Annotated in this window: 8 protein-coding genes; 7 read left to right on the top strand and 1 reads right to left on the bottom strand. The window is 69.1% G+C overall.

What is annotated here, in order from left to right; all coding sequences use genetic code 11:
* The first annotated feature begins 7 nt into the window (after positions 1–7).
* The 7 genes from IEV99_RS05625 (at position 8) to IEV99_RS05595 (ending at position 12,047) form a co-directional block, all read left to right on the top strand.
* The gene (locus IEV99_RS05625; protein WP_188516705.1) at positions 8–1,393 is read left to right on the top strand and encodes an efflux RND transporter periplasmic adaptor subunit; all 1,386 of its coding nucleotides are present in this window, start codon (positions 8–10) and stop codon (positions 1,391–1,393) included.
* A 130-nt stretch (positions 1,394–1,523) separates the two neighbouring features.
* A complete protein-coding gene (locus tag IEV99_RS05620; RefSeq protein ID WP_188516704.1) occupies positions 1,524–4,631 on the top strand; it encodes an efflux RND transporter permease subunit in 3,108 nt (1,035 codons plus the stop codon).
* Between the two features lie 130 nt (positions 4,632–4,761).
* The gene (locus IEV99_RS05615; protein ID WP_188516703.1) at positions 4,762–7,896 is read left to right on the top strand and encodes an efflux RND transporter permease subunit; all 3,135 of its coding nucleotides are present in this window, start codon (positions 4,762–4,764) and stop codon (positions 7,894–7,896) included.
* A gap of 387 nt (positions 7,897–8,283) precedes the next feature.
* Positions 8,284–9,156 carry a glycine betaine ABC transporter substrate-binding protein OsmF gene (gene osmF, locus IEV99_RS05610; protein WP_371875779.1) on the top strand — a complete coding sequence of 291 codons (873 nt, stop codon included), beginning with the start codon at positions 8,284–8,286 and terminating at the stop codon, positions 9,154–9,156.
* A gap of 13 nt (positions 9,157–9,169) precedes the next feature.
* Positions 9,170–10,372, top strand: a complete 1,203-nt coding sequence (locus IEV99_RS05605; protein ID WP_188516701.1) for an ABC transporter permease — start codon at positions 9,170–9,172, stop codon at positions 10,370–10,372.
* A complete protein-coding gene (locus tag IEV99_RS05600; protein ID WP_188516700.1) occupies positions 10,369–11,307 on the top strand; it encodes an ABC transporter ATP-binding protein in 939 nt (312 codons plus the stop codon). Before IEV99_RS05605 ends, IEV99_RS05600 begins: the two co-directional genes overlap by 4 nt.
* On the top strand, positions 11,304–12,047 hold the full coding sequence (locus tag IEV99_RS05595; protein WP_188516699.1) for an ABC transporter permease: 744 nt from the start codon (positions 11,304–11,306) through the stop codon (positions 12,045–12,047). Before IEV99_RS05600 ends, IEV99_RS05595 begins: the two co-directional genes overlap by 4 nt.
* A 24-nt stretch (positions 12,048–12,071) precedes the next feature.
* On the opposite strand, the gene IEV99_RS05590 is transcribed toward IEV99_RS05595, so the two are convergent.
* A complete protein-coding gene (locus IEV99_RS05590; protein WP_188516698.1) occupies positions 12,072–12,695 on the bottom strand; it encodes a glutathione S-transferase family protein in 624 nt (207 codons plus the stop codon).
* Between the last annotated feature and the right edge of the window lie 112 nt (positions 12,696–12,807).

Raw genomic sequence — 12,807 nt, 5'->3', positions numbered from 1 at the left:
TCATCCAATGAGCAAGGTTTGGCGAGTCGGCGTCCCGCTCGCGATGGTGGCCATCGTGGCGGCCCTGCTGGGTCCGATGGCGGTCGACCATTTTTGGCCCAGCTCGGACAGCCAGGGCGTGCGCGAGCGTGGCCCGGGAGGAGGCGGCGGACGCCGGCGCGGCGGAGGCGGCGGCGGCGAGGGCCAGCCGCCCGCGGCCGTGATCGCTGTTCCGGCGAAACTCGCGGACGTGCCGATCTACCTGGAGAGCGTCGGCACCGCCCGGCCGTTGAACAGCGTCACGGTGCGGCCGCAGGTCGACGGCCAATTGATCGAGATCCGCTTCCGGGAGGGCCAGGACGTGAAAAAGGGCGATATTCTCGCCCGCATCGATCCGACCCCCTACCAGGCGCAGCTCGACCAGGCGACGGCCAAGAAGGCGCAGGACCAGGCGCTGCTCGAAAATGCCCGGCGAGACCTCGAGCGCTATGTTCGGCTCGCCGAAACCAACGCGGGAACGCGCCAGCAGGCGGACACGCAGCGCTCTACGGTGGCGCAGCTCGAGGCGCAGCTGAAATCCGATCAGGCCGCCATCGACAGCGCCAGGGCGACGCTGGCCTACACCACCATCGTGTCGCCGCTGGACGGGCGCACGGGACTTCGCAATGTCGACGAGGGCAACATCGTCAAGCAGGGCGATGCGGTCGGCATCGTCACGGTGTCGCAGATCCAGCCGATCGCCGTGCTGTTCAACCTGCCGCAGCAGCAGCTGGCGCGCGTGATCAAGGCGCAGAGCGCAGCTCCGCTGCGGGCCGAAGCCGTGGCGGCGGACGGCAAGGCCGTCGTGGATGCGGGCGCGCTCCAGGTGGTGGACAACCAGGTAGACATCACCACCGGCACCGTGCGGTTGAAAGCCGAATTTCCCAATGCGCAGCTGGCGCTGTGGCCGGGCGCCTTCGTGAATGTCCGCCTCCTCGTGGAAACGCTGAGGCAGGTCGTCGTCACCCCCACGGCGGCCGTCCAGCGCGGACCCAAGGGCACGTTCGTCTACGTGGTGAAGCCGGACGACACCGTCGCGCTTCGCGACGTCACGGTGGGAACCCAGGACGACGTGCAGGCCGTGATCGCGACAGGCCTCCAGGCCGGCGACCGCGTCGTCACGACCGGCTTCGCGCGGCTCGCCGAAGGCGCGCGCGTGGCCGTGTCGGCGCCCGACGCGCCCGCGGACGGCGCCGCACCCGCTATCCACCAGGACATGCGCGGGCGGACGCCCGGCGCAGGCGGCGAAGGTCGACGGCGTCGCGAGGGCGCACCGGCCGCTGGGGCGGACGGCGCTCCGGCTGCGACGCCAGGGCAGCGGCCGAGACGCGAGGCCGCCGGGCAGCCCGCGCCGAGCACGGCCGCGACGCCATGAACAGCGACGCCAAGTTCGGGCTCGTCTCCCCGGGGATGCCTCTCGTCCTGAGGAGCCATGCGGCTTCGCATGGCGTCTCGAAGAACGAGGGGTATCGAAGGGGTGGGAAGGGAGCACGGGCCGGGTTATCATGAGCATCTCGTCGCCCTTCATTCACCGGCCGATCGCGACCTCGCTGCTGGGGCTGGCGGTGCTGATCGCCGGCGTAATGGGCTATTTGAACCTGCCGGTGTCGTCCCTGCCGCAGGTGGACTTTCCGACCATCCAGGTCACCACGCAGGTGCCGGGCGCCAATCCCGAGACGGTGGCGGCGCTCGTCACCGCGCCGCTCGAGCGGCAAATGGGGCAGATTCCGTCGCTCTCCACGATGACGTCATCGTCGGCCTTCGGCATCAGCCAGGTGACGCTGCAGTTCAATCTCGACCGTGACATCGACGCCGCCGCCCAGGACGTGCAGGCCGCCATCAACGCCGCTGCGTCGACCCTGCCCAAGACGCTCCCCTACCCGCCTGTCTATTCCAAGGTGAACCCTGCCGACGCGCCGATCCTGACGCTGACGCTAAGCTCGCCGACCTACGGTGTGCGCCAGCTCAGCGACATGGCTGACACCCTGCTGTCCCAACGGCTGAGCGAGATCACAGGCGTCGGCCACGTTTCGGTCCAAGGCGGCGTCCGGCCGGCGATCCGCATCCAGGCCGACCTGCAGCGCCTTGCCTCATACGGCATCGGCATGGACGACCTGCGCGTCGCCATCGTGAACGCCAACGTGGCGGGGCCGAAGGGCTCGCTCGACGGCGCGCATCAGTCCTACACCATCGCGGCCAACGACCAGGTGACCAGCGCGGCGGCCTACCGGGACGTCGTGATCGCCTATCGCAACGCCGCTCCGGTGTTGCTGCGCGACGTCGCCGAGGTGGTGGACGGGCTGGAGAACGCGAAGGTGGCCGGCTGGAGCAACGGCCAGCCCGCCATCATCATCGACATCCAGCGCCAGCCGGGCGCCAACGTGGTCGAGACCGTGCGGCGCCTGCAGGGGGAGTTGCCGCGCCTGCAGCGGGTGCTACCCGCCGACGTGACCTTGGCCGTGATCCACGACCGCACCGGCGCTATCCGGGCCTCCATCAAGGACGTGCAGTTCACGTTGGCGCTGAGCGTCGGCCTCGTCGTGCTCGTGGTGCTCCTCTTCCTGCGCACCGTGCGGGCCACCATCATCGCGGGAGTGGCGCTGCCGCTCTCGCTGGTCGCCACCTTCGGGGTGATGTGGTTCGCGGGATTCAGCCTCGACAACCTGTCCTTGATGGCGCTCACCATCGGGACGGGCTTCGTGGTCGACGACGCCATCGTGATGATCGAGAACATCGTCCGGCACATCGAGCGCGGCGAGCCGCCGTTCGAGGCGGCGCTGGAGGGGGCGCGCGAGATCGGATTCACGGTGGTGTCGCTAACGTTGTCGCTGATCGCGGTGTTCATTCCGCTGCTGTTCATGACCGGCATCGTCGGGCGCATGTTTCGCGAGTTCGCGCTGACGCTGACCGTGGCGGTGGTCGCCTCCGCGATTGTGTCGCTGACGCTCACGCCGATGATGTGTGCGCGGGTTCTCAAGCCCGCGCGCGAAGGCGAGGCCGCCCGGCCGGGACGGATCGCGGCCACATTCAACGCGATGTTTGACGGCGTTACGGCTGGCTACGGACGCAGCCTCGAATGGGCGCTGCGCCGTTCGGGCCTGATGCTGCTCGTCACCTTCGCGACGCTGGCCGCGACCCTGTGGCTGTACGTGGCCATGCCCAAGGGCTTCCTGCCGCAGCAGGACACCGGCCTCATCACCGCCATCGCGCAGGGAGAGCCGACTGCATCCTTTGCGGCGATCCAGCGCGCGCAGATCGCGGCCGCGGAAGCGATCCGGGCCGACCCGGACGTGTCCGGCGTAGCCGCCGTGGCGGGCGTCGGCCCTTCCAACCTGACGCCCAACACGGGCCGGCTCACCGTCACGCTGAAGCCGCGCGACCGGCGCAGCGCCGACGCCGAGGCGATCATCGAGCGGTTGAAAGCTCGTACGGCCTCCATCCCGGGGGCGCGGGTATCGTTCCAACTCGTGCAGGACGTGCAGATCACCACGCGCGCCAGCCGCGCCGCCTATCAGTACACGCTGACCGGCGCTGACCCGGCCGAGGTAACCGGCTGGGCGGCGCGGCTCGCCGCCCGGCTGCGCGACGAGCCGGCCCTGCGCGACGTCGCGACGGAGGGCGGCGAAGGCGGCGGCCAACTTTTCGTCGAGGTCGACCGCGACGCCGCCGCACGGCTCGGCGTCTCGATGCAGACCGTCAACGACACGCTGAACAGCGCCTTCGGGCAGCGGCAGATCTCCACCATCTATGCCCAATCCAACCAGTACCGCGTCATCCTGGAGGCGCAGCCTCGCTATCAGCAGGACAGCGCGTCCATCGGCAAGCTCTACCTCTCCACGAGCGCAGGCGCGCAGGTTCCGATGTCCGCCATCGCGACCATCCGCCAGCGCACCGCGCCGCTGGTGGTGCAGCACGAGGAACAGTTTCCGGCCGAAACCATCAGCTTCGATCTCGCGCCCGGCTCGTCGCTCAGCGACGCCGTGGCGGCGATCGGGCGGGCGGAAGCCGAGCTCGGCGCACCGGCCGGGGTCAGCGGCCGGTACTCGGGCGAAGCCGCCGAGTTCGCGCGCTCGCTCGCCGGGCAACCCTGGCTGATCCTGGCCGCAGTGGTGACGATCTACATCGTGCTGGGCGTGCTCTACGAGAGCGCTATTCACCCGATCACGATCCTGTCCACGCTGCCTTCAGCGGGCGTGGGGGCGTTGCTGGCGCTGCGGTTCACCGGACAGGACCTTTCAATCGTGGCGCTGATCGGCATCGTGCTGTTGATGGGCATCGTGAAGAAAAACGCGATCATGATGATCGACTTCGCGCTCGACGCCGAGCGCCAGGACGGGCTTTCGCCGCGGGACGCCATCACCAAGGCCTGCCTGCTGCGGTTCCGGCCGATCATGATGACCACGCTCGCCGCCCTGTTCGGCGCGCTGCCGTTGGCTCTCGAAAGCGGCGTCGGCTCGGAGCTGCGCAACCCGCTCGGCATCAGCATTGTGGGCGGCCTGCTGCTGAGCCAGCTGATCACGCTCTACACCACCCCGGTGATCTACCTTGCGCTCGAGCGGGTGCGGTTAAGGCTGGGCGGAGCTCCGCTGGCGACCGGGGAGGCGCGGCCGTGACATCTTCTCCGTCATTGCGAGCGCAGCGAAGCGATCCAGACGCCGGGCGTAGAGGGTCATGCCCGGCGTCTGGATTGCCGCGTCGCTGCGCTCCTCGCAATGACGGAGAGCGCGACGACGGTTCCGCCTCATGAGCGGGTTCAGCATCTCCGAACCGTTTATCCGGAGGCCCGTCGGCACGACCCTGATGGCGCTCGGGCTGCTGATCTCCGGGCTTGCGGCCTATCATCTCCTGCCCGTGTCGAGCCTGCCCACCGTAGACCTGCCGACCATCCGGGTGGCGTCGAGCCGGCCAGGCGCGGATCCGACCACGATGGCCGCCACGGTGGCGGCTCCGCTCGAGCGGCGGCTCGGCGAAATCGCGGGCGTCACCGAGATCACGTCGCGCTCGTCGCTCGGGCAGACCAGCATCGTGGTGCAGTTCGACGCCAACCGCAGCGTCGACGGCGCCGCCCGCGACGTGCAGGCGGCTCTGAACGCAGCCGCCACGGACCTGCCGGGCGACCTGCCGACGCTGCCGACCTTCCGCAAGATGAACCCGGCGGCCGCGCCGATCCTGATCCTGGCGCTGACCTCCGACACCATGGCGCCCAGCGCCGTCTACGATGCGGCCGACAGCGTCATCGCACAGCGTATCGCGCAGGTGAGCGGCGTGGGCGACGTCAGCGTGTCGGGCGCCGAGCAGCCCGCGATCCGGGTGCGGATCGACCCGTCGCGGCTCGCCGCCATGGGCGTGTCCATGGAAACCGTGCGCAGCGCCATCGTGGCCGCCAACGCGCTGGCGCCGATCGGCTCCATCGACGGCGACGACCGCATGCTGGCGATCGCCACCAATGCGCAGCTCGCCAAGCCCGACGATGTCGCTCGGCTGCTGGTGAAGACACTGAACGGCGTCAGCGTGCGGCTCGGCGACATCGCGACCGTCGAGGCCGGGACGCGCAACCGGCGCTCCGCTGCGAGCTACAACGGCAAGCCCGCCGTTCTGCTCAACATCACCAAGCAGGCGGACGCCAACGTCATCGCCACCGTGGACCAGATCAAGGCGCTGCTGCCGGAGCTCGGCCGCTGGGTGCCGGCGGGGATCAAGGTCGACATCCTGTCCGACCGCACGGTCACCATCCGGGCCAGCGTCGACGACATGCAGTGGACGCTGGCCGCCACGGTCGGGCTCGTGATGCTGGTGGTGCTCGTGTTCCTGCGCCGGCTCACGCCGACCATGGCGGCGGGCGTCACGGTGCCGCTGTCGCTCGCGGGCGCGTGCGCGTGCATGTGGGCGGCCGGCTTCTCGCTCGACAACATCTCGTTGATGGCGCTCGCGGTTTCGGTGGGCTTCGTGGTCGACGACGCGATCGTGATGATCGAGAACTACGACCGCAACCGCGCGGCGGGGCTCTCGGCGCTGCAGGCCGCCATCGAGGGCGCACGGCAGATCGGCTTCACGGTCGTGTCGATCAGCGTATCGCTGCTGGCCGCCTTTCTGCCGCTGTTCATGATGGGCGGCGTGCTGGGCAAGCTGTTCCGCGAGTTCGCGATGACGCTGGCCTTTACGATCGTGATCTCCACGGTCGTGTCGCTCACCGTCACGCCGATGATCTGCGCGCGCAGCAAGGGCCCGCCGGCGCAGGATCGCGGGAGGCTCGTGGACCGGGTGGTGGAGGGCGCGCTGGCCGGGCTGGTGCGGTTCTACGCCGCGACGCTCGCGGTGGTGTTGCGGCAGAAGTTCCTGGCCGTGCTGATCCTGCTCGCCACGATCGCAGCCTCGGTGAACCTGTTCATCAAGACGCCCAAGGGCTTTTTCCCGCAGGACGACACCGGCCTCCTGTTCGGCTTCACGGAAGCGTCCACCGACATCTCCTTCCCGGCCATGCTGGACCTGCAGGAGCGCGTCGCCGCCATCGTGCAGGCCGATCCCGCCGTGGCCGGCATCGGATCGTCCGTGGGTGCGAGCGGCTGGTCGGGCTCGGTGAACCAGGGGCAGATGTATGTGAGCCTGAAGCCGCAGGCCGATCGCGACGGGTTGGCGACACCGCTGGTGATCGACCGCCTCCGCAAGAAGCTCGCCGAGGTGGCGGGCATCCGCGTGTTCCTGTTCGCCAGCCAGGACGTGCGCGTCGGCGGCCGGCAGGGCAATTCCCCCAACCAGTTCACGCTCTGGACGCCCGACTACGACGAGCTGATCGCCTGGGCTCCCAAGGTGCTGGACAAGATCAAGGCCGTTGAGGGACTCGTGGACGTGTCCACGGACCGCCAGCCCAGTGGCCTGCAGGCCAACGTGGTGATCGACCGGCCGACGGCCTCGCGGCTGGGCGTCAAGATCCAGGACATCGACAACGCTCTGAACAACGCCTTCGCGCAGCGGCAGATCTCGACCATCTACTCGCAGCGCAACCAGTATCGCATCGTCATGGAGGTCGAGCAGCGCTTCCAGCGCGACCCGGGCGACCTGTCGGCCATCTATGTTCCGGCAAGCGGCGGCGGGCTCGTCCCGCTCTCGTCGGTGGCGACCGTGGAGCGCGGGTTGGCGCCGTTGGTCGTCAACCACCAGGGCCAGTTCCCGGCCGCCACCATCACGTATGACATGGCCTCCGGCGTGCTGGCCGCGGATGCGCAGAGCCGCATCCTGGCGGCAGTTGCCGAGATGCACCTGCCCGACACGCTTCACGCCGAATTCGCAGGCGACGCCAAGGCTTTTGCGCAGAGCGCCGGGTCGCAGCCGGCGCTGGTGGGCATCGCGCTGATCGCCGTCTACCTGGTGCTCGGCATCCTGTACGAGGACCTCGCGCACCCGCTCACCATCCTGTCGACGCTGCCGTCGGCCGCGCTGGGGGCGTTGCTGGCGCTCAAGGTCACCGGGATGGAGCTGTCCGTGATCGCCTTCATCGGCGTGATCCTGCTGATCGGCATCGTGAAGAAGAACGGCATCATGCTGGTGGATTTTGCGCTGGAAGCCGAGCGCCGGCGCGGGCTGTCGCCGCTCGACGCCATACACGAGGCCTGCCTCGAGCGGTTTCGGCCGATCCTGATGACAACTCTAGCCGCCCTGCTTGGCGCCGTGCCGCTGATCCTGGCCACGGGCCCCGGCTCCGAACTGCGCCGCCCTCTCGGCGTCACCATCGCGGGCGGGCTGATCGTGTCCCAGTTGCTGACGCTCTACACCACGCCAGTGATCTACTTGTTGATGGACAAGATCCATCGTCGGAGGCGCACGCCGGCGAGACTGCTCGCCGCCGTGCGTGAGCCCCGGCCGGCAGGGGCTGCGGTTTAGGACAGCAACCCAGCCCTCCCACGCAAGGGAGTTCGCAAGTTTTGGCTCCGTGCCGACGCCCGTTGCCGAGTGTTCAGGACCACGGTTGGATATGAAAAGCCCGCCGGCGCGGGGCCGGCGGGAAGTCGGAGCTTCGGAGTGAAGAGAGCTCCTCGGAGGGAAGTCGAGAGATCGCCTTTCGGCGCGAACATTGGACCACGATGCAGCCTTTACGTGTGTGAGCGAGTTCACAGCCCCGAGCGGGGTTGCGCCAATCCAGCGCGGCTCTTGACCCGTATCGTTTCGGCCAGCCAAACTTGGCGCGGCGGGGGCCTGAGGCGGATTTCGACAACGAGGGCTTCCATGATCAAGGTTAGCAAAATCGCCGTGGTGGCGTTCGGACTGGCGATGGGCGCCGTGGGCGCCGCACGGGCCGACGTCGTCGTGTCATCCAAGCTGGATACCGAGGCGACGCTGCTCGGCAACGTCATCCGCATCGTCCTGGAGGCGAACGGCGTGAAGACGCAGGATCGCCTGACGCTCGGCGGCACGCCGGTGGTGCGCAAGGCGATCACGTCGGGCGAGATCGACATCTATCCGGAATATACGGGCAACGCGGCTTTCTTCTTCAACAAGGCCGAGGACGGCGCCTGGAAGGACCTCGCCAAGGGCTACGAACTGGCCAAGAAGCTCGACTACGACGCCAACAAGATCGTGTGGCTCTCGCCCGCGCCGGCCAACAACACTTGGGCGATCGCGGTGCGCAAGGACGTCGCCGACAAGGCGAAGCTGAAGACGATGAGCGACTTCGGCAAATGGGTCGCGGGCGGTGGAACCGTGAAGCTCGCGGGCTCGGCCGAGTTCGTGAACTCGCCGGCGGCCCTGCCCTCCTTCGGCAAGACCTACGGCTTCACGATGAAGCCCGACCAACTGGTGGTGCTCTCGGGCGGCGACACGGCCGCGACCATCAAGGCGGCGGCCGACCAGACCAACGGCACCAACGCCGCCATGGCGTATGGCACCGACGGCGGCGTTGCGGCGTCGGGCCTCGTCGTCATGGACGACGACAAGAACGACCAGCCCGTTTATGCGCCCGCCCCGATCATCCGCGAGGCGGTGCTGAAGGATAATCCCAAGATCGCCGAGTGGCTGAAGCCCGTGTTCGAGAGCTTCACGCGCGAGACGCTGCAGGACCTCAACGCCCGCATCCAGGTGGGTGGCGAGCCCGCCAAGGCGGTCGCGGAGGAATACCTGAAATCCAAGGGCTTCCTGAAGAAGTAAGGCGCGCGACGCCATGGCGACGCACCAGGCCGCCGCGGCGCCGCCGCGGCAGGTTGGGACAGGCGCCCTGGCACGGCTCGATCGCCTCGGCCTCCTGCTGGTTGCGCTGGCGGCCGGCGGGCTAGCGTCCCTGCCCTTTCTGACGTTTAAGGCCAACCGCATCGCGGCGGGCGCCGGCAAGACCCTGGCCGACACGCTGGGAACGGCCGTCGCGGCGGCATTCCTGGCTGTGCTGGCGCTCGTCGCCGCGGTGGCGCTTCTGGACCGGCGGCCGCGCGTTCGCCTCGCCGCCGCGCTGCTGGGCGTCGGCGCGATGGCGCTGGCTGTCGGCTTCGGGGCGGGCTGGCTGACGCCTCCGGGCGACCGCTTCGCCCGGGTCGCGCCCGGGGGCGGAGCCTGGCTGCTGCTTCTGGCGCTGGCGCTGCTCGCCACCGACGCCTTGGCGCGCTTGGGGCTGTCGCCGTTGCTGCGCATGGCCGCGCTGGCGGGCGCCGCCGCCGTGACCGTGCTGGCGTTCCGCTCCGGCCTCTTTGACCAGCTCTCGGTTATGCGCGAATACGCGTCGCGGGCGGACGTTTTCGGGCGCGAGGCGCGCCAGCACCTGCTGCTTGCTGGCGGGTCCGTGGCGGCCGCTATACTGATCGGGGCTCCGCTCGGCGCGCTCTGTGCGCTCAGCCCTCGCATCCGGGGCGCGGTTCTGCCCGTCCTCAACGTGGTGCAGACCATCCCGAGCATCGCGCTGTTCGGCCTCCTGATGGGCCCGCTCGCCTGGCTGGGCCGCACGCAGCCCTGGGCGGCCGAGCTCGGGATCCGCGGCATCGGCGCAGCGCCGGCGCTGCTCGCCCTAACCCTCTATGCCCTGCTGCCCGTGGCGGCCAACACGGCGCTCGGGCTTGGGCGCGTGCCCGCCACCGCGGTGGACGCCGCCGCAGGCATGGGCATGACGCGAAGGCAAATCCTCGCCCGCATTGAAATCCCGCTCGCCCTGCCGGTGATCCTCGCCGGGGTGCGGGTGGTGCTGGTGCAAAACATCGGCCTCGCCACCATTGCGGCTCTGATCGGCGGCGGCGGGCTCGGGACCTTCGTGTTCCAGGGCGTCGGCCAGACCGCGATCGACCTCGTGCTGCTCGGCGCCGCCCCAACGGTCGCGATGGCGTTCGTGGCCGCGGTGCTGCTGGACGCAGTTGTCGACGCACTCGGCAGGCGTCCGGCATGATCGAGCTCGAGAACCTCACCAAGCGCTATGGCGACGTCGATGTGGTGTCGGACGTGTCCATGCAGATCCAGCCGGGATCATTCACGGTGGTGGTCGGCCAGTCCGGCTCGGGGAAGTCGACGCTGCTGCGCATGGTCAATCGCCTGGTCGAGCCCACCGCCGGGCGGGTGCTGATCGACGGGCGGGACGTCGCCTCCCTGCCCGGCCCGACCCTGCGCCGCGGCATCGGCTACGCCATCCAGGGCCATGGCCTGTTTCCGCATCGCACCGTGGCGCAGAACATCGCCACCGTGCCCACGCTGCTCGGCTGGCCAAAAGCGAAGATCCGCGCCCGCGTGGCGGAGTTGCTGGAGGCGCTCCAGCTCGATCCCGGCCAGTTCGCGGCCAAGTATCCGGACGAACTTTCGGGCGGCGAGCAGCAGCGCGTCGGCGTCGCGCGCGCGCTTGCGGCCGGCCCCAACATTCTGCTGATGGACGAGCCCTTCGGCGCGCTCGACCCCATCATCCGCGTCAAGGCGCAGGACGACGTAAAGGCCATCCAGCGCCGGTTCGAAACCACCATCCTGCTCGTCACCCACGACATGGAGGAGGCGTTCCATCTCGGCGACGCCATAGCGGTGATGAGCGGCGGCAAGCTCCAGCAATATGGATCCCCCGAGGACCTGCTGCTGCGGCCCGCCAACGACTACGTGTCGCGACTGATTGGTTCGTCGGACCGCGCCCTCAGGGCGCTATCGCTCAAGACCGCGCGCGACGCCGCCGAAAGCGGCGACACGGACGGGCTTTTCCCGATCGCGCCTGATGCGAACCTGCGCGACGCCCTTGCGGAGCTGATCTGGCGCGGCGCCGACGCCGCAGCGGTGAGCGGCGAGGCGGGTACGCCGCCCCGCCGCCTGTCATTGCGCCGCATTCTCGCGCTCGGACGCGGCGCATGAGCACGATGGCGCTGGCTCCGCGCGTCGTTGCGCTCGTGCTGTTGCTCGCCTTCCTGCTCGCCCCGCAGTTTTTCGCACCTGTGTTCGCGCCTTTGACGCACAATGGCGCGCCGCCCATCTACACGCAGGCTTCGCTGCTCGACCTCGCCATCGCGCATCTCGAACTGGTGGCGCTCGCCACCGTGGGCAGCGCCGTGGTCGCCATAGCGCTCGGCGTCCTGGTCACCCGGCGGGCGGGCGCGGAGTTCCTGCCGCTTTCGCGCGCCATCGTGAACATCGGCCAGACCTTTCCGCCCGTCGCCGTGCTGGCTGTGGCGGCTCCGCTGGTTGGCTTCGGGCAGGCGCCGACGCTGATCGCGCTGTTCGTCTATGGCCTGCTGCCGATCTTCGAAAACACGCTCAGCGGGTTGCAGCAGGTTTCGGCAGCCGTGGTCGAATCGGCCAAGGGCGCGGGCATGGGCGGTCTACAGCGGTTGGTGAAGATCGAACTGCCGCTGGCGGCGCCGCAGATCCTGGAGGGCGTGCGCCTGTCCACCGTGATCGCGATCGGCACCGCCACGATCGGCTCTACGGTAGCCGCCAAGGGGCTGGGCGAGGTCATCATCGCCGGCCTCCTGTCAGACAATACCGCCTTTATCCTGCAGGGCGGATTGGTGGTGGGCGTGATGGCGGTGCTGATCTACGACGCCATGACGGCGCTGGAGCGCATCGTGCTGCGCCGCCGGGGGGTAAGGCGCTAGACCGGGCAACAGGCGCGCGCCGGGTCACTCCTTCGGCATCAATGCGTCGTCGATCTCGGTCGCGCGTCGGTAGGCCGGGCGGTCGCTCACCCGGGCCCAGTAGCGCTCGAAGGCCGGGCGCTTCTCGATGGTCCCGAAGATGAGGCCCCACCCAATCTGCGAGCCGATATAGACGTCCGCCGCCGTGAAACGGTCACCCGCCACGTAGTCGCCCTGTGACACCGCATAATCGAGCGCCGCCATGGCGTCTTCAAAGCGGCCATAGCTCAGCATGCGCTCGCGGCCTTCGGGCGCCGACCACCCCATCACACGGTTCGACACGGCCGCTTCGACCGGGCCGGCCGCAAAGAACATCCAGCGGTAATAGGGCCCGCGCTCCCGCGCGCCGTGCGGAGGCGCAAGCCCCGCCTCCGGGAACACGTCCGCCAGATAGGCGCAGATCGCCGCAGCTTCTGTAACGACCGTCTGCCCATGGCGCACGGCCGGAACCTTCCCCATCGGGTTAACGGCGAGGTAATCCGGCGCCTTCATGGTCGTGCCATAGTCCAGGATCTCGGTGCGATAGGGCTGCCCCACCTCCTCCAGCATCCATCGGGCAATGCGCCCGCGGGACATTGGGTTGGTGTAGAACACGAGTTCGTCAGCCATGGCTTATGCTCCGCGATGGTGGGCGTGGCTCGGCGAGCCTAAACCAGCCGACGCCTCCCGCAAGCGCGAGCATCGCCGTCCGGCGACCAGCCTGATCCGCCCCGCACGGCCC

Source organism: Alsobacter metallidurans, assembly GCF_014636935.1.
GTDB classification, from domain to species: domain Bacteria; phylum Pseudomonadota; class Alphaproteobacteria; order Rhizobiales; family Beijerinckiaceae; genus Alsobacter; species Alsobacter metallidurans.
Note: the sequence above shows the minus strand (reverse complement) of the source record. Positions and strands in the feature narration are given on the sequence as shown.

Excerpts from the sequence above, each read along its gene's own strand:
- IEV99_RS05590 (WP_188516698.1), bottom strand. The coding sequence starts at position 12,695 with ATGGCTGACGAACTCGTGTTCTACACCAACCCAATGTCCCGCGGGCGC.
- IEV99_RS05595 (WP_188516699.1), top strand. The coding sequence starts at position 11,304 with ATGAGCACGATGGCGCTGGCTCCGCGCGTCGTTGCGCTCGTGCTGTTG.
- IEV99_RS05620 (WP_188516704.1), top strand. The coding sequence starts at position 1,524 with ATGAGCATCTCGTCGCCCTTCATTCACCGGCCGATCGCGACCTCGCTG.
- osmF (WP_371875779.1), top strand. The coding sequence starts at position 8,284 with ATGGGCGCCGTGGGCGCCGCACGGGCCGACGTCGTCGTGTCATCCAAG.
- IEV99_RS05600 (WP_188516700.1), top strand. The coding sequence starts at position 10,369 with ATGATCGAGCTCGAGAACCTCACCAAGCGCTATGGCGACGTCGATGTG.
- IEV99_RS05615 (WP_188516703.1), top strand. The coding sequence starts at position 4,762 with ATGAGCGGGTTCAGCATCTCCGAACCGTTTATCCGGAGGCCCGTCGGC.
- IEV99_RS05625 (WP_188516705.1), top strand. The coding sequence starts at position 8 with ATGAGCAAGGTTTGGCGAGTCGGCGTCCCGCTCGCGATGGTGGCCATC.
- IEV99_RS05605 (WP_188516701.1), top strand. The coding sequence starts at position 9,170 with ATGGCGACGCACCAGGCCGCCGCGGCGCCGCCGCGGCAGGTTGGGACA.